The organism is Kastovskya adunca (assembly GCF_059505785.1).
In genome coordinates, this window is sequence record NZ_JCACLG010000046.1 from 124145 (window position 1) to 142345 (window position 18201).

An 18201-nucleotide genomic window follows, 5' to 3' on the forward strand; every position below is an offset into this window, starting at 1 on the left:
TGAGATTGATGGGTTGAATGGGAATACTAAAACAGTTATTTACATCTCAGTTTTAGGGGATGATTGAATATGTGCTCTCAAGATGCCAATTCTGGCGATCGCGTCAATTATCATCAGTGGACAGGGGCAGAGCATTTTTTTAATCTTTCCCTAGATTTGTTGTGTATAGCTGGTCTAGATAGCTACTTTAAGCGGTTGAACCCAGCCTGGGAAAAGATGCTGGGTTATACCCAGGAGGAACTGTTAGCCAAACCGTTTATTGAGTTTGTTCACCCGGAAGACCGAGACGCCACCCTCCTTGAAGTCCAAAAGCTCGCAGCAGGTCTAGACATAACGTCGTTTGAGAACCGCTACCGCTGCCAAGACGGCTCCTACAAATGGCTGCGGTGGACAGCGGCTCCCTCTCTAGGAGAAAACTTAGTGTATGCCGTAGCGCGAGAGATTACAGAGCCTCAACACAATGAGCAAGTCATTGGCACCAACGTCCTTTGCTTAGAGGAGCAATCCCAACAAGCCAAGCAACAATCGGGAGACACCATTTCAGAAGGGAAGAAATGGCGCAGAAAATTTGATAATCGCTTAAAAAATGACGAATTTTGTAGGGAAATGCCTTCTATTCCCTCAGTATTCCATACAAGCAGAGAAGTTACAAATTTTATTAAAGTTGCTGAAGATATTATTGAGCGCCAGCAAACAGAAACAGCCCTGAAACTGGCAAATGAAACCTTAGAAATACGGGTCGAAGAACGGACTGCCGAACTCAAACAGGCAATCACGCAACTAGAAGCCCAAATGGCGGTTAGCGAAGCCGACCGCAGGGAACGTCAGCGAGCCGAGGCGGCTTTATTCCAGGAACGAGAATTTTTAAAGGCGCTACTCAATAACCTGGAAGATGGCATTGTCGCTTGTGATGCCAAGGGAGATTTAACTCTTTTTAATCGGGCAACACGCGAGTTTCATGGGCTACCGGAACAACCTCTACCACCGTCAGCCTGGGCAGAACACTTTAGCTTATATCTGCCTGATGGCAAGACCCTGATGCAAAGAGAGGACATTCCTTTGTTTCGAGCGTTTGGCGGGGAAATGGTGCGGGAGCTAGAAATGATTATTGCCCCAACCCAGGGGAAGCGGCGTACTCTCTTGGCGAGTGGACAGGCAATTTTTGATGCAGAAGGAAACAAACTAGGTGCCGTGGCTGCTATGCATGATATTACAGACCGAAAACAAGCAGAGGAAGCTCTACGAGAAAGTGAGTCGCGGCTCAATAGCATTTTGAATTCTCTCAAAGATGTGGTCTGGTCTGTCGGCTTGACGGCAACTGGCGGCTTCAAAGTGCTGTATTTGAACCCAGCCACAGAAACGATTTATGGACGACCTTGCCAAGACTTTTTTGACGACGCCGACCTGTGGATTGAGGTAATCCATCCACAAGACCGCGATCGCGTCCTTAAGCATAACCAACAATATCCAGACATCAGTAGCAGTGAAATTGAGTATCGAATTATCCGCTCTGACGGTGAAGTGCGCTGGCTTCAAGACCGCAGTTGGCTGATTTATGACGAGACGGGGCAAGTTCTCCGCCTAGATGGGACTGCCACCGACATTACTGAACGCAAACAAGCCCAGCAAGCGCAGGCAAGACTCACGGCGATTTTGGAACTCACTACCGACTTTGTTGGCACCGCTGATGCCCAAGGAAACTCTCTCTACCTGAACAGAGCGGGGCGCAACATGATCGGAATTGGCGAAGCTGAAGACATCTCAGGTATACACGTTTCTGAATTTTGCGCTGAGAGTGCCAGAGAAAAAATTCTCACTGAAGGCGTGCCGATGGCGATCAAAAATGGAGTCTGGAGTGCAGAGACATCCCTAAAATACCGTAATGATCAAGAGATTCCCGTTTCGCAGGTAATTTTGGCACATACAGGAGAAAACGGAGAGCTAGAGTTTCTTTCAACGATTGTCCGCGATATTACCATTGCCAAGCAAGTAGAAGCAGCCTTGCGTCAAAGCGAAGCTCAGTATCGCCGCATCGTGGAAACGGCAACTGAGGGTATCTGGATGCTCGATGCTAACGGCAACACAACTTTCGTTAACCCGCAAATGGCTCAAATGTTGGGTTATACGGTAGAAGAGATGTTTGGCAAGTCTCTATTTGCCTTTATGGATGAAGAGGGACAAGCGATCGCTCAATACAATTTAGCTAGACGCCAGCAAGGGATTAACGAACAGCACGATTTTAAGTTCTCTCAAAAAGATGGCACAGATTTATGGGCGATCGTTTCTGCTAATCCGATCTTTGACCAAGGGGGACAATATTGTGGCACTTTGGGGATGATTACTAACATTACCGAGCGCAGACAGGCAGAAGAAGCCTTGCGTCAAAGCGAAACTCAGTATCGCCAACTCGCTCAACGCGAGGCATTGCTCAATCGTCTTGCCAGCGAGATTCGCAACTCCTTAGATGTAAACACCATCTTAGAAACAGTTGTTACTGAAGTTCGCAACTTGTTGCAGCTCGACCGCTGCTTGTTTGTTTGGTATCGCTCTATGACTGAGCCAACGACCTGGGAGGCTGTCAAAGAAGCAAAACTTCCTGACTTGCCAAGCTTTATCGGTAGCTTCTCCTCCCAAGATTTAGACCCTTTGGGACAGCGGATAGCAAATCAGTCTATCTTTCGTGCTGATGACCTCAAAATAAGCGCTGACCCGAATTTGTACCAACTCTACGAGCATTATGGCTACACGGCGATGTTAACGCTGCCGATTTGCACAGATTCAGGAGACACAGGGCTACTGATCTGCGGACAACACAGCGAACCCCGCGTTTGGAGTGACAGCGAAATAGAGCTGATAGAAGCAGTGGCTAACCAATTAGCGATCGCGCTAGTGCAAGCTGAACTCTACACCCAATCCCAAGATGCCGTCCAGCAAGCCCAGGAAAAAGCCACGCAGCTCCAGCAAACCCTACGCCAATTGCAACAAACCCAAGCCCAACTGATCCAAACCGAAAAAATGTCTGGTCTTGGTCAGCTTGTGGCGGGAGTTGCCCACGAAATCAACAATCCCGTCAACTTCATCTACGGTAACCTCTCCCACGCGACTACTTACACCGAAGACTTACTCAACCTCGCCGCCCTCTACGCTAAACACTATCCCCACCCTCACCCAGAGATTCAAGACGAAATAGAAGCAGTTGACCTCGATTTCATCAGCGAAGACCTCCCCCGGCTCTTGAAGTCAATGCAAATGGGAAGCGATCGCATTCGTCAAATTGTCCTGAGTCTGCGGAACTTCTCCCGTACAGACGAAGCTGATAAGAAAGACGTGGACATCCATGAAGGGATAGAGAATACCCTACTTATCCTGCATCACCGATTCAAAGCCAAGTCAGACTATCCCGAAATCGAGGTTGTCAAAGAATACAGCACCCTACCACTAGTCGAGTGTTATGTAGGGCAGTTAAACCAAGTGTTTATGAATATTTTGACTAATGCGATCGATGCTTTAGAGTTGTTAGATTTCAGCCGACAAACTCCCGGCAAAAAACCGAAGATTTGGCTTCGCACCAGTATTTCCGATGACCAGTCCCGCGTCCTGATCCGCCTAATAGATAATGGCCCAGGAATGAGTGAAAGCACCAGAACCCGCCTTTTTGACCCCTTCTTTACTACAAAACCCGTCGGGAAGGGAACGGGGCTAGGGTTGTCGATTAGCTATCAAATCGTGGTGGAAAAACATGGTGGAGAGCTAACGTGTGTCTCGGAACCAGGACAAGGTACAGAATTTTGCCTAGAAATCCCCATTTCGCAAGAATAAGTGCCGTAATCCTCAACAATCCCTCCCCAGCTTGAAGTTGAGCGGACGCTGATTCTGTTTGGCATCACTAACCGTGTAATTTTCGTTCCGCTCCAAGGACTTGTTAGACCGTGTATCTATAATTTATTTCTAGCCAGTTAAATTTCTACTTTGACTACTTTCTCTAAACGATTACTTTCACCTCTTGCCTCTTTGAGTAAGTCATTCCAATCGTCTGGAGGATGACCACTTTCAAGCATTTTCTTAAAAACTCGATAAGCGTCTGTGTTACTGTCATAGGCTCGCTTAGAGTTCTCATCGTTAACCCAGGCAAAAACAATTATTTTGCTTTCTTGATGATATCGAAAAAACAGTCGGTACTGCTGAAAAAATTTAGCTCTAAACCAGTGCTTGTAATCATCACCAAGCGTAGTACCTTGGCGATAATTACTACGTGTTGGATCTTGAGAAATATCATCAAATGCCAGCTTTGCTATGGCAGCTAGACGCTTTGTGGCATTTTTTTTCTTGTAGTCTTTAGGATACTTCTGACGCAAATGTTCGACCTGCGTCAGAAGTTCTTCAAACTGGTCAAGGAAGAGAGGATGAGCAAATATATTCCACTCATTAATCACTAGCGGCTGATTTACAGACAAGCTTATTCATCCTCGTCAGACAATGGTGCATCAAGATCAAAATCAACCTCAGCAACCAAGGACTGAACACGGCTTACTAAATCAGAGCTAATCGCTTGTAAGTGCTGAGGATTCTTTTCGATATCTCGTGCAATAAAATTCAGAAACTTCCCAAGTATAGGATCGCTCTCGGTCTTGTCAGCGCGAGAAATCACTACATTGCCGTCAGCCTGGATAGCGTAGCAGATTTTATCACCCTTATTTAAGCCAAGAACCTTCCGAACGGTCTCAGGGACTGTAGTCTGGTAACGAGCGGTAAGAGTAGATTCTGAGCAGGGGGTTGGTCTTACAACCATAGCGACCTCTAAACCTATCAATATAAACATTACTAAGGTAATGCAAATGCATTGTCTTATCAAGAGTGACAGGCTTGGGTTTTGAGCCTAACAAGGCGTTGGAGCCGACCGACGAAAAGTGATGGGTGAGAGCCAAAAAATGTCTGCGGCGGCTCAACTTCACCATTAGGTGACTTAAATTCTTGGTGAAGGCGATTCATCAGCTTTACCTGTTTGCATTTGGTGATCAGGCAGGTGAAAACAGCATCAAGCAAAAACCACGGTGCGATTGTCATAAATCAACACTTGATGGCGCAGATGCAGGCGCACGGCTCTTGCTAAGACGAAGCGTTCCAAGTCCTTACCTTTGCGAATCAAATCGGCGATGCTGTCGCGGTGGCTGACTCGCACCACATCCTGCTCAATAATCGGCCCGGCATCCAGTTCTGGGGTGACGTAGTGAGCCGTTGCGCCAATGATTTTGACGCCTCGTTCGTGGGCTTTGTGATAGGGCTTGGCACCCGCAAAGGCAGGGAGAAAGGAGTGGTGAATGTTGATAATTTGGGGAAACTGGGAGATAAAGTCGGTACTAAGTACTTGCATATACTTAGCGAGAATCACCAAGTCAATGTTGTACTGACGCAGTAGTTCTAGTTGTTTGGCTTCTTGTTCGGCTTTGTTTTCTTTGGTGATGGGAAGGTGGTAAAAATCCGCCCCAAATTGTTCGCCAACGGCTTTTAAATCTGTGTGGTTGCTGATAATCAACGGAATCTCTGCGGAAAATTCCTTCGCCTGCTGTCGCCAAATTAAGTCAAACAAGCAATGATCTTGCCGACTTACCCAGATCGCTATGCGGGGGATTTTGTCGGAGAAGTGGAGCCGCCACTCGGCTTGTAGGGGTTGCGCGATCGCATTAAATGCGGGCCCAATCAATTCGCGGGGCAAGTTAAACCCGCCTAACTGCCACTCGATCCGGGTGAGAAATAGCCCGCTAGCAAAGTCTGTGTGTTGGTCAGCATGGATAATATTGCCGCCATTTGAGTAGATAAAGTTGGCAAACTTTGCGACTAGTCCCCGTTGATCGGGGCAGGAAATTAACAGTGTCGCAGTGGGGACTGTCATGGCTCAACGGTAAGTTTCTGGACTCATAGCCTACCAAATAAGCAGCGCAGTTTCAGCTTGACAGATAGGCTCGCCTCATCTGTAGCCGCCTGTCAAGAGGCTTCGGCATCCACTGAACCGCTAATTTTCACAACAAAGCGACCTAGACCCCGCCACCTACAACGGTAAACCGCATCCCCGGATTGAGCAGTTGGGACTTGACTACTCTTCCCGATTCAACGCCACCATCATGGCTTGCTGACTGATAGACTGATAAACCTCATTCAGGTACTGCCTAATCGCCTGAGAATTAGAGGACGCTAACGGTATCGTCCCCAAAACATCAAGCACCGAACTGCTATCAGGTGGCGGCGCAATCACCACTAGCGAAGATTCTAGCGGCTCGTCGTACTTCCAAAACTGCTCAATATTGAGGGGTGTTGCCGATTGTGTAGGTTCAGGTGCAGACTCTTTCGAGGCTTTCCCGTTGCTTTCCGGTTGTTCTTGAGTGTCACCCGTGCTTCGCAGTTGGCGCAACTCGTCGAGAATTTGCCCCTTAGTCCGTCCCCGCAACTGGAATAATACAAACGGGTCTTCACTAAAGCGATCGCCTAACTCATAATAAACCGCCGCAATATGTTTGCAGGGGTTTTGTGGGTCAGGGCAACTACACCGCGATCGCACATCAGACAGGGTAAAGGGAAATAAACTCAACCCATTAGAAGTAAATACTTCTTCAATATTTTGGGGCATTTCTCCTGCCAACAACTGAGCTGAGTAAATCGCTTGCTCAGACATAGTTTTGACAACAAAATCCCAATCTTCATCCGTAAAAGGAGCGATCGAAATAGAAAGTTTGTAAGGTTCTGGCGCAGTTCCTTGTACTTTTGCCAAAACCTCTGCACCTTGAAACTCAATACTGAGAATATTCCCTTGTTTAGCGTAAATACGCCCCCGTTCTAAGCGCTTTTTAAATCGGTAAGAATTGAGCAAGTCAATCCACCGCTGCACCCACCATTCTTGGCTTTCAATTTCGTAGTTTGTCATTGTTTTTTAGTCCTGAGTCCTGAGTAGGGAGATGAGGGGCTGGGAATTTTAATAAACCACAGAGGCACAGAGGGCGCGGAGGAGGGAAAGAAGAGAAGGAGAGGGAGATGAGGAACCCCTGGAAAAGCGATAATCCCTAACCTTTTACCTTTAACCCCTCATACTTCATCCTTCATCCTTCATACTTCATCCTTTCTTCCTAATCTTCTTCATCAATCACTGCACTGCGGTCGAGTAAGAGTAAGTTTCGCAACTGATTGGTATCCATTTGCGTCAGCCACTGTTCGCCTGCATCTACGGTTTGTTCGGCTAGTTGTTTCTTGCTTTCGATAATGTCGTTGATGCGTTCTTCTAGAGTGCCTGTACAGACAAATTTGTGTACCTGCACATTGCGGGTTTGACCAATCCGAAAGGCACGATCTGTTGCTTGATTTTCCACGGCTGGGTTCCACCAACGATCGACGTGGAAAACATGGTTTGCCCGTGTTAGGTTCAGTCCTGTTCCCCCTGCTTTTAGGGAGAGAATTAAGATGCGCGGACTTTGCGGATCATTCTGGAAGCGGTCGATCATCTCCTCCCGTTGCGATTTGCGAGTTGCGCCGTATAAAAAGAGCACGTCCTCGCCTAAACGCTTTTCTAGATGGGGTTGCAGCAGTTTGCCCCACTCCGCAAATTGGGTAAAGATTAAGGCATGATCGTCTTGGGCGATCGCCTCTTCTAACATCTCCTCCAATCGCTGCAATTTACCCGATTGGCGACTATCGAGCATGTCTTTCTCGCCTTTGGCTTTGGGCTTTTTAGCATTCAACAGGGCAGGATGGTTGCAAACTTGCTTTAAGCGCAGCAACAAAGTCAAAATCAGACCGTGACGCTGGATGCCTTCGGCTTCTTCAATCTTTGTCAGCGAATCATCCACTAGCTGTTGATACAGTGCCGCTTGTTCGGCGGCGAGTCCGCAGAAGACGGTCATCTCCTGCTTTTCTGGCAAATCTTGGATAATGTCTTTGTCTGTTTTTAGGCGACGGAGGATGAAGGGTTGCACAAGCGATCGCAAAGTCTGCAACGAATCCGTATCGCCATACTTCTCAATTGGCATCGCAAACCGCCGCTGGAAGAATTGCCGATTGCCCAAATATCCCGGATTGAGAAAGTCCAAAATCGACCACAATTCTGACAAGCGATTTTCTATCGGCGTCCCTGTCAAAGCAATCCGAAACCCTGCTTGGAGTTGCCGCACCGCCTGGGACTGCTTGGCACTAGGGTTTTTGATATTCTGTGCCTCATCCAGTACCATCCCTGCCCAAGAAACCCCCTCTAGGCTTTTAATATCTCGATACACCAGCGGGTAACTAGTAATGACCAGATGCTTATCCTTAACAGCTTTGGCAAATTCCTTCCCCTTGGGGCGCTTGTCTCCGTGGTGGACAATCGTCTTCAAAGAGGGGCCAAATTTCTTAACTTCTCGTTCCCAGTTTCCTAATACAGAAGTCGGGCAAACGAGCAACGTTGACCCCTCCAAAGTCTCTTGCTCCTTTTGATGGAGCAAAAAGGCGATTAGCTGAATGGTATTGTGACAAAGGATATTATTGGCGACAAAGTTGTGATGTTCGTTCACTTCCAAGTCATACACCCATCCCTCATACTCGATCTCCTCAATCTCCTGAATTGGGCAGTAGAAGACTTCTTGATCAAGCAGGCACTGTAAGTTTTGTCGTGTTACATTTAGCTGCTGTTTGTCGAGCTGGGCATAGCGCTCTAAAGTCTGAAGCGTCCACTTAGAAGGCTTTTGCAGGCGATACTCTTGTTCGGCTACACCGCTCAAGACGCCCTCAACACCAACTAGCACTTTTTCTAGACTGAGGCGAGAAAACTGCTGAGAACCATTAATATAGACGGTGTTGTGCATCCCAAAATGGCGGATTGGCAACTTAGTTGTCTCGACGGCTTGGGCAACTATTTCAGAGGCGGGGATGCCTTCTACATTGGTGTTACTTAGCCGTTGGCAGATCGCTTCTAGTTTCTGCTGTTTGGCAGGAATGCCAAATCCAATTTTTTGCAGAAAGCGTCTGGCACTATTTCCGCCGAGGGTGCCGATGTAGTAGGTGCGGAGGATACCACTGCCATTTGTTGCCCGTTTTTGTTGTGGTGAAATTCGCAGCCAAATTCCGAAGCGTCGCAGGAGTACCGAAAGTTGTTGAATCAGCAGCGGTGAGGCGGTGCTAATTTCCACAGTCCGCATCCTGGAGTTGACTGAGCCTTCAGCGTCAAAGTAGTTCCGCAAGAAGATACGCAGGCTTTCCAGATTTGCCTGCATGATCAAAGGCGGAAAGGCTTTATCGCGCGATCGCTTACCCCAGTTGTACCCTTTCGCTTCCAAAAAGCGCCGATAAGCTTGGCTATTGACTCGCAAGGCGGCAACTCGGTTAGGAAAGTTACACAGACGCGGTTGATTAATGTTGAGGTCATAGCGCTGAGCAATTCGCACTAAAGTCTGGTGCAAGTCTTCTAAGCAGTTTGTGTCTTTCTGGTATATCTTCAACGCACCTACAGACTGCTCGTTTCCCTCGGCAATTTGCCAAGCCAGAAACTTGACCAAATCGGGATCTTCTGGTTTTCCTTCCCAGAGCATTTTGCCAGGGACACAGACGCGATCGCCCACTTTTAAGTTATTTGTCCAACCGTTAGTTGTTAGCAGCTTGTGACGCTGGGTAATGGTAATCGTGCTACCGTCTTGCAGGGTTACTTTTCGCAACTTCTCGCAGACTTGCTGTCGATACAGCCGCCGGATGGGAGCTTGCACAATTTTTCCAGTTTCTTCATCAATGGAATTGACCAGTAATTGCTCAGTCGGCGTTGTCCAGAACCCTTCGCCATCAAACTCTTGTTCGTTGGCATGAGTCTCCCAAATTTCTGCCGCCGTCTGTACTACACCGTTGACAGGAATCAGGGAATCTGCACTCAGGCATTTTCCGAGTCCCATATCGTCCGCGAGGCAAGCTCCCAAGCCCCAACGTTCCAGGAAGGTGAGCCAACTGACGCCTCGTGCTTGGTAAGGTCTTAACGTACCGTGGAAGCTTTCCGGGGCTTCAATCGGCTCAATCGAGCGATTACCTGTCAAATTGGTAATCAGCTCCTGCAATGCCCCAGAGGCTTCAAACTTAACAACCGGGAGCTTTTCGAGGGTCGTTGTGTCACCCGTACTCAGACGCAACGCATCCTCGACAGAAAGCTTCATGTTGTCCTGAGCTGCCGTAAATAAGGATTGTGCGGCACGGACATCAGCAGGTTGCAGGGCAAACCACTCACCGTTAACCTCTACTAGAGGCGATCGCAACGACATCAATCGGTCAAATTCTTTCTTTGAGATCGTTTGATCGCCAATGGCTAAGTCCCAATTGAACTTCAGCAGGCTTTGCAGCCCTAATCGTTCATTTTTCTTTGTTGAAGCGACTTCGGCTTTAATGCTGATTCCCAAGCGTTTTTCCCCGGTTCCCAAGGCTAAACCGGGAGGTAACACAACGCCTAAACCACTGTCCTGTAAGCGCCAAGCACTGCTTTTGATAAACTCATACACCTCAATCGGCATGAGTTGGCAGGAGGTAGGGCAAGGTTTGTGCAGACTGGGTTCTATGGGGGGATAAAGGCGACAAGCCAAGCCCAACCCTTTGAGTAATGTTTCTTGGGGTTGCTTAATCCTGCGGTCTTGAAGCGAGAGTTGCTCGACGGGATGCTGCCAAATAGTTTCGGCATCGACTAAAACTTCCGGTGCATCAGTTGCTTGTAGACAATATTTCAATAGCCAGTTTTCCTCTCCTGAGGCTGGGGGATGGAGAGAAAAGCAGGTACGAAACAAATTCTGCCCGATTCCTCGATATTCTCCTCGATCGAGAGCGGCGGGAGTGACTAAGTAGTCTTGTACAGGGGATGTCCAGGTATGCAGTGCCGTTGACAGGCGTTCTACTGTCCCTGGTTCAACTTCTTCAATGGTGTTGGTGTCCTGGGACAGCGCTTGCAACCATTTTTGGACATAGGTTTCTGCGGTGGCTAAAGGATGAGCCTCAACCCAATTCCGAATTTGCGCGTCAAGAGCGCTGCTAAGGAAGCGTAGCAGCAGTTCTTGAGGTTCTATCCATTGCCAGGTTGGCGAAGATTGGGGACTGGCGACGGGTAATTCTCCCCCCTGCTCCCCCGCTCCCCTGCTCCCCCGCTCCCCCGCTCCCCCGCTCCCCCGCTCCCCTGCTCCCCTTTCCCCATAAGTACGACAAGCGGCGGGCATAGTGCGGGTGAATTTTTCCAGCCTGGCTCGATCGATGGCGCTGTCGAGGAGAGGTTGCCAAGTGGCAATAACTGTACCGTCGGGCTGTTGATCGATGCCGGGTAGAAATTTGCGTCGGGAGAGTAAATCGAGACTCCAACGGCTAACTTGTGACCAAAAGCGCAGCTCACTGCCGATATGGGCATTGGCAGCTTGGAAAGTGCCTAGGGGTAATGCCTGGAGAAATTTCACGGCACTTAGAGGGTCAAGACAAAACCCTTCAACTTGCCAGGGTTGCAGCGTCAGTGAGATATCTGTGCTGTCCTTTGGTATTTGGGATGACAGCAGTGGGGGTGAGGAGTGGTTTTTTGAGGAGGGGGTTGGTAGGGCGATGATCTGCGATCGCCATTGCCACTCTGATTGCTTCAAACGCATACTGACAGGCAGGTTACTCGTTAACTCTGCTTGACTCATTCCATAGGGATGGGCGTTGACTGCGTTTGATGCAGTGGTTTTTCCGGTTGAGGCTGTGCTGCGCCAGGTTTCTCCCCAAATAAATAAATAACCACCACTTGACTGAGGAATCCAACTACCGTTTAATGCCATGCGAACAGTTCTGATTTTGCTGAATTACAAATTTAAAATTTAGAAATCATGAGCTTTTGCCCACAACATGCATGATGAAAATGTTGAATCTAACGACCGACTCTGAACCTCAAACTCGTTTCGAGCTTAGAGTCACAACTGATTGAGCAAAATTACTCTCCAAATGCTTTAAAAACTCCAAAAAATTGCTATTTCTAGGAAACCTGCCAGGGCAATGCTACTTACTCTCCAGCTCAAAGCATCCATAGGACAGAAATGCTACGATTGCCACAGAGAAAGAAACATGATAGAGAAGGAACAAGGACTGCATGCAAGAGATAGATAAGTCAATATCCTTTGACGGACGGGATATTCGGCTGAAAGTGGGTTTGCTTGCCCCACAAGCTGGTGGTTCCGTCCTGATTCAGTCGGGAGAGACTGCAGTTTTAGTGACAGCAACGCGCTCTGGAGGCAGAGAAGGCATAGATTTTCTTCCTTTATTAGTAGACTATGAAGAAAGACTCTACGCAGCCGGTCGCATTCCGGGTGGTTTTCTACGACGTGAAGGTCGTCCTCCCGAAAAAGTAACCCTCACCAGCCGTCTGATTGACCGTCCCTTGCGTCCCCTGTTTCCGAGTTGGCTGCGGGATGATATTCAAATCGTAGCAACTACGATGTCAATGGATGAACAAGTGCCGCCTGATGTCTTGGCGGTAACGGGAGCTTCGATTGCCGTATTGCAAGCGCAAATTCCCTTCTATGGCCCGATGGCAGCCGTGCGTGTTGGTTTGGTAGGGGATGATTTCATTATTAACCCGACTTTCAAAGAGATTGAGGCGGGAGACTTAGATTTGATCGTCGCGGGTTCTCCTGATGGCGTGATCATGGTAGAGGCGGGGGCAAACCAGTTACCCGAACAGGACATCATTGAAGCGATCGACTTTGGCTATGAAGCGGTACGCGCCTTGATCGAAGCTCAACGCGACTTGATGACGCAGTTGGGGATTGAGTTGGTACGTGAAGAACCCCCCGTCGTCGATTCGACGCTGGAAGACTTTATTCGCGATCGCGCCACTACCCAAATCAAGCAAGTCCTAACTCACTTTGACCAAGATAAACACGAGCGCGATGCTGCCTTAGACGAGATTAAGGAAAAAGAGATCATCGCCCCCATCGAAGCCCTCCCAGAAGATGACCCCCTCCGCGTTGCCTCCACAAACAGCAAAGCGATAGGCAATACCTTCAAAGCCCTCACCAAAGAACTGATGCGCCGTCAAATCACAGAAGATGGCGTCCGGGTCGATGGTCGAAAACTAGACGAAGTGCGTCCCGTATCTTGCCGCGTCGGTCTACTACCGTCACGAGTCCATGGTAGCGGCTTGTTTAATCGGGGACTGACCCAGGTTTTATCCACCGCCACGCTGGGAACACCGGGAGACGCTCAGGATCTAGATGACTTGCATCCGGAAGAAGAAAAGCGGTATCTGCATCACTACAACTTCCCTCCCTACTCTGTGGGAGAAACCCGACCGATGCGATCGCCCGGTCGTCGAGAAATTGGTCACGGTGCTTTAGCCGAACGCGCCATCATCCCGGTTTTACCACCGAAAGAAACCTTCCCTTACGTTTTACGAGTCGTGTCGGAAGTGTTATCTTCTAACGGTTCTACGTCTATGGGTTCCGTTTGTGGTTCTACCCTTGCCTTAATGGATGCGGGTGTGCCGATTATTAAGCCAGTCAGCGGCGCGGCGATGGGCTTAATCAAAGAAAAAGACGAAATCCGCATCCTCACCGATATTCAGGGCATCGAAGACTTCTTGGGTGACATGGACTTCAAAGTCGCGGGAACCGACACGGGAATCACGGCATTGCAGATGGACATGAAAATCACGGGTCTATCGATGGAGACAATTGCCGAAGCGATTCAGAAAGCCCGACCTGCCCGACTGCATATCTTAGATAAAATGCTAGCGGTAATTGACAAACCCCGTCCGGAGATGTCTAACTACGCCCCACGCCTGCTGACGATCAAGATCGATCCCGAACAAATTGGGATGGTGATTGGCCCTGGCGGTAAAACCATCAAAGGCATTACTGAACAAACAGGTGCCAAAGTGGACATTGAAGACGATGGAACCGTCACTGTCTCCGCTATAGAAGGAGAAAAGGCGAAAAAGGCCATCCAAATCATTCAGGGTATGACCCGCAAACTGCATGAAGGCGATGTCTATTCGGGTCGCGTCACGCGGATTATTCCCATTGGGGCGTTTGTAGAAGTGCTGCCAGGGAAAGAAGGGATGATCCACATCTCCCAACTGGCTGACTACCGCGTTGGCAAAGTGGAAGATGAAGTCGCAGTCGGTGATGAAGTCGTTGTAAAAGTACGCGAAATCGACAATAAAGGTCGCCTCAACCTCACCCGATTGGGTATTCACCCCGATGAAGCCGCCGCCGCGCGCGCCGCAGCAGCCGTTTAAGGCGTAGGTAGCAAGAGTAAACAAAAAAAGGTAGAACGTAACAAGGAAAAGTTTTTTGGCTTTTCCAGAGAACATGCCTTTTTTATCCCCTCTTCCCCAATGAAATACCGCTTACTCCTTGCTTTTCTAGTACTAGTGTTGGTGTCGTTTGTTGCGGTATTGACCTTGGGGAGTCCGCCACCACCACAGTTGGCAACGGTGGCGGATACAACAGAAAATACCAATAGCTTGCGATCGCTCGCCCAAAAGCAGGGAATCGCCATCGGGGCGGCGGTGGCATTTAAGCCGTTACAGAATGACCCGACCTACGCCAAAGTGCTGGCACGGGAGTTTAATCTCTTGGTGCCAGAAAATGAAATGAAGTTTTCCCAGGTACATCCGAAACGCGATCGCTACAACTTTAGCAAATCCGATGCCCTGGTAGAATTTGCCAAAACTAATCACCTGAAAGTCCGGGGACATCCCTTGGTGTGGCATTATGCCCTGCCTTCCTGGCTGGATGACGGCAACTTTACCCGCGACGAACTGCTGACCATCCTGAAAACTCACGTCCAAACCTTAGTCAGCCGCTACCGAGAGCAAACTGTCGCTTGGGATGTGGTAAATGAAGCCCTTAACCGCGATGGTTCCTTTCGGGACACCCTTTGGCTCCGGCATATTGGCCCGGAATATCTTGACCTAGCCTTTCGATGGGCACACGAAGCCGACCCAGACGCCCGCTTATTCTACAGCGACTACGGCGGTGAAGAATTGGGGCAAAAATCCGATGCCATCTATAAGCTAGTTGAAGGAATGCTACAGCGAGGAGTGCCGATTCATGGCGTTGGCATGCAAATGCACAAAGGCTTAAGCTACGTCCCTGAACTAGAACCCCTAACGAAAAACATCAAACGTCTAGGAGAACTCGGCTTAGAGGTACAGTTCACAGAGCTAGATGTGCAAATCGCTGATGGTAGCGGTAGCCGCCAAGAGAGGCTAGAGAAGCAAGCTGATATTTACAAAGGTCTACTTGATGTGTGCCTATCGCTGAAAAACTGTACCGCCTTTATTACCTGGGGCTTTACAGACCGTCACTCCTGGGTAGGGGATTTAACCGGACAAGTAGAAGCCCCTCTCCTATTTGACGCCACTTATCGCCCCAAACCCGCTTACGAAGCGTTAATTGAATCACTGGAAACAGAGACTCAGGAGTAGAGATGGGGAGCGGGGGTGCGGGGGTGCAGGGGTGCGGGGGTGCAGGGGTGCAGGGGTGCGGGGGTGCAGGGGTGCAGGAGAAAACCTCTTACCTCTTACCTTTCATACTTCACCCTTCATACTTCATACTTTCTCCCCGACTCACCGACTCAGGACTTTGTTTTATCACCACTGAGGAGCCTGTGATAGCAGGACAGTTGCAGCGTCTGCTGGCAAGGGTTTTGAGAAGAAATAACCCTGACCATACTCGCACTGCAAGTCCCGGATAACTTGCATCTGGGTAGAGGTTTCTACACCTTCAGCGATAACATTCATGCCCAGGTTGTGACCAAGTTTGATGATGGTGCGTACAATCTCGCCGTTTTCACTGGTGTCTTCCATCCGACTGACGAAAGAGCGGTCTACTTTGAGCATATCGATGGGGAACCGATGAAGATAACTTAACGAGGAGTAACCTGTACCAAAATCATCAATTCCCAGTTGAATCCCCAAGGCTTTTAGACGCACTAGCTGGGTGATGGTGGACTCCACTTCGTCCATCATCATACTTTCAGTAATTTCTAACTTTAAGCTGTGACTATTTAACTGAGTGGTTTCTAGAACTTGTTCAATTTGTTCAACAAGGTCAGGATTAGTCAGTTGTCCACTAGAAAGATTGACACTGATCATCAAGGGGGGAGTGCTGGGAAACAATTCGTGCCAAAGATGCATCTGGCGACAAGCTGTTTGCAGAATCCACAGCCCTAGGGGATCGATTAGCCCTGTTTCTTCTGCCACTGAGATAAAATCAAGCGGGCAAATGTAACCGTGTTGGGGATGCAGCCAGCGCACAAGCGCTTCAAATCCGGCGATTTTGCTGGTTGCTGTTGAAATAATCGGCTGGTAGTGCAGCAGAAATTCTTTCCGTTCAAGGGCTTGCCGCAAATCTGTCTCTAACTGCAAGCGCTTGACTACAGCCGTCCGCATTCCCGTAGCGAAAATTTCGTGGCGGGCTTTGCCAAGGGATTTGGCTCGATACATGGCGGTGTGGGCATCCCGGAGCAAGTCCTCTGGATGATGCTCGTAGCCTGTTTGATTAAAGGCAATGCCCGTGCTGACGGTTGTAAAGATTTCCTGTCCATTTAGGTGGAAGGGTAATTGCAGCGCTTTGTGCAAGGAGTCTGCCACAGAGGTGGCTTCACTCACGTCATCCAATTGCTCTAACAAAATAGCAAACTCGTCTCCTCCCACTCGTGCCACTTGATCGCCTGCTCGTAAACAGGTTTTCAAGCGGCTGATGGTTGCGATCAGGAGTTGATCGCCTATTTGATGCCCAAAGCTTTCATTAATGACTTTAAATCGGTCTAAACCCAAAAAGAGAATCGCCAGGAGATCTGACTGGCGGTGTTTTGTGCGGGCGATCGCTTTCTGGAGATGCCGAACAAACAACACTCGGTTGGGTAACGCCGTTAAAGGATCGTGAGAGACACTATGTAGCACCTTGTAAGCCAGCGTTGCACTACCCGTGACAATAAACGCCAGAGCGGGCAGCACGACCGGAACCCAACCCGCTTGGGTAAAAATGAGGAAACTCACCCCAAAGAGTCCCCCAAGCATCACAACACCTACTAGTCCAGAAACCAGAGGATGCCGCAGTCGCCATGCCAGTATTCCGCCAGCAAAAGACCACGTCCACAGCCATAGCGCTTCTGTCCCTTCATTCCAAAACCAAAACAGCTTTTGCTCATCTAGCGCCGCGCTGAGGATCTGACTGATCATCTGGGCGTGAACAATTACCCCCGGCATGAGCGGCTGACCCTGTTGACTAGCACTGTAGGGAGTCAAGAAAGAATCTTTCGCGCTGGGTGCCGTTGTGCCAATCAAGACGATTTTGTCTTTTACCCAGTCGGGGTTGATTTGTCCCTGCAAAACTTGGGTGAGTGTTACCTGCTGTGCTACCCGCTCTGGCGAATGGTAGTTGAGCAAAACTTGGTAGCCTTGGTCATCAATGTTTTGATAGCCTCCAGAACGGGCTTGCAAGGCGGCAAACCTAGCGTTGCCTAAGCATAGGCCGTTAGAGCGAACGTTGAGCGCCATATCGCGATCGCTTAGATAACTCAGACTTACCCGGAGAGAGAATGAGTAGAAGCGTTCATTTCCCAAGGCAGCAAACATTAGATTGCGACGAAGTACCCCATCAGGATCGATGACAAAGTCGGTGAAGCCAATGCGCTCGGTTGGAACTGTGGGAGGTGGCGGTACTCCACCCTTTTCGTCGCCCAGCGCATTAATAGCAATGACGTTAGGGGCTTGGAGTTGCTCAAGCAGTGCTGCCTGACCCTCTCCTTGGGGAAGGTCACGATGTAGGTCAAGTCCGATGACTTTGGGGTCATATTGTTGCAGTTTTTGTATGAGTTGCGCCACAACCCGATCGGAAAGGGGCCACTCTTTGATGGACTGGATGTCTGATTCTGCGATCGCAACCACTAAAATGCGAGGGTCGGGCGGGGCATCTTTTTGTAGCCGCACCATTTGATCGAAGGCTGCAAGTTCTAAGGGTTGCAGACTAGCGCTTAGTTTGACTCCCAGCAGTAAGCCCGTTATCAATAAACTAATCGGGAGCGGAGCTTCTTTGCAACTCAAGATGCCTTGCAAAACCCATGAGGGGAGACGCTTTCGGCGGTTTGCAAAGCGACCATCGCGGTCTTTTTTTTGTCCTAACAGCAGCAAGCGGATTTTCTGAGGAAGTTTAACAATCACAGCACCTGGTAGCTGACTGATAAGGAGGATCTACG

General features: G+C 49.1%; 10 protein-coding genes. 3 read left to right on the plus strand and 7 right to left on the minus strand.

The genetic code is table 11. The features are described from left to right. The first annotated feature begins 69 nt into the window (after positions 1-69). Positions 70-3819, plus strand: coding sequence for a PAS domain S-box protein (locus tag AC5JR3_RS17565; protein WP_495847842.1), 3750 nt, complete (start codon positions 70-72; stop codon positions 3817-3819). A 137-nt stretch (positions 3820-3956) separates the two neighbouring features. Here the strand turns inward: AC5JR3_RS17565 and AC5JR3_RS17570 are convergent, their stop codons facing one another. From AC5JR3_RS17570 to AC5JR3_RS17595, 6 genes are all read right to left on the minus strand, one after another. Continuing rightward, a complete protein-coding gene (locus AC5JR3_RS17570; RefSeq protein ID WP_495847843.1) occupies positions 3957-4454 on the minus strand; it encodes a type II toxin-antitoxin system YhaV family toxin in 498 nt (165 codons plus the stop codon). Positions 4455-4456: 2 nt separating this feature from the next. Continuing rightward, the gene (locus AC5JR3_RS17575) at positions 4457-4789 is read right to left on the minus strand and encodes a type II toxin-antitoxin system PrlF family antitoxin (RefSeq protein WP_495847844.1); all 333 of its coding nucleotides are present in this window, start codon (positions 4787-4789) and stop codon (positions 4457-4459) included. 59 nt (positions 4790-4848) lie between these two features. Then, the gene (locus AC5JR3_RS17580) at positions 4849-5064 is read right to left on the minus strand and encodes a hypothetical protein (RefSeq protein ID WP_495847845.1); all 216 of its coding nucleotides are present in this window, start codon (positions 5062-5064) and stop codon (positions 4849-4851) included. Then, positions 5036-5890 carry a formyltetrahydrofolate deformylase gene (purU, locus tag AC5JR3_RS17585; RefSeq protein ID WP_495847846.1) on the minus strand — a complete coding sequence of 285 codons (855 nt, stop codon included), beginning with the start codon at positions 5888-5890 and terminating at the stop codon, positions 5036-5038. Before purU ends, AC5JR3_RS17580 begins: the two co-directional genes overlap by 29 nt. A gap of 201 nt (positions 5891-6091) precedes the next feature. Further along, the gene (locus AC5JR3_RS17590; protein WP_495847847.1) at positions 6092-6916 is read right to left on the minus strand and encodes an SWIM zinc finger family protein; all 825 of its coding nucleotides are present in this window, start codon (positions 6914-6916) and stop codon (positions 6092-6094) included. A gap of 199 nt (positions 6917-7115) precedes the next feature. After that, positions 7116-11777, minus strand: a complete 4662-nt coding sequence (locus AC5JR3_RS17595; protein WP_495847848.1) for a sll1366 family intein-prone helicase — start codon at positions 11775-11777, stop codon at positions 7116-7118. A gap of 308 nt (positions 11778-12085) precedes the next feature. Between AC5JR3_RS17595 and AC5JR3_RS17600 the strand changes: the two genes are divergently transcribed. Both AC5JR3_RS17600 and AC5JR3_RS17605 read left to right on the plus strand, forming a co-directional pair. Then, positions 12086-14233: a polyribonucleotide nucleotidyltransferase gene (locus AC5JR3_RS17600; protein ID WP_495847849.1), complete on the plus strand. Its 2148-nt coding sequence runs from the start codon at positions 12086-12088 to the stop codon at positions 14231-14233. 99 nt (positions 14234-14332) lie between these two features. After that, on the plus strand, positions 14333-15427 hold the full coding sequence (locus tag AC5JR3_RS17605) for an endo-1,4-beta-xylanase (RefSeq protein WP_495847850.1): 1095 nt from the start codon (positions 14333-14335) through the stop codon (positions 15425-15427). A gap of 165 nt (positions 15428-15592) precedes the next feature. On the opposite strand, the gene AC5JR3_RS17610 is transcribed toward AC5JR3_RS17605, so the two are convergent. Continuing rightward, a complete protein-coding gene (locus tag AC5JR3_RS17610) occupies positions 15593-18166 on the minus strand; it encodes an EAL domain-containing protein (RefSeq protein ID WP_495847851.1) in 2574 nt (857 codons plus the stop codon). Between the last annotated feature and the right edge of the window lie 35 nt (positions 18167-18201).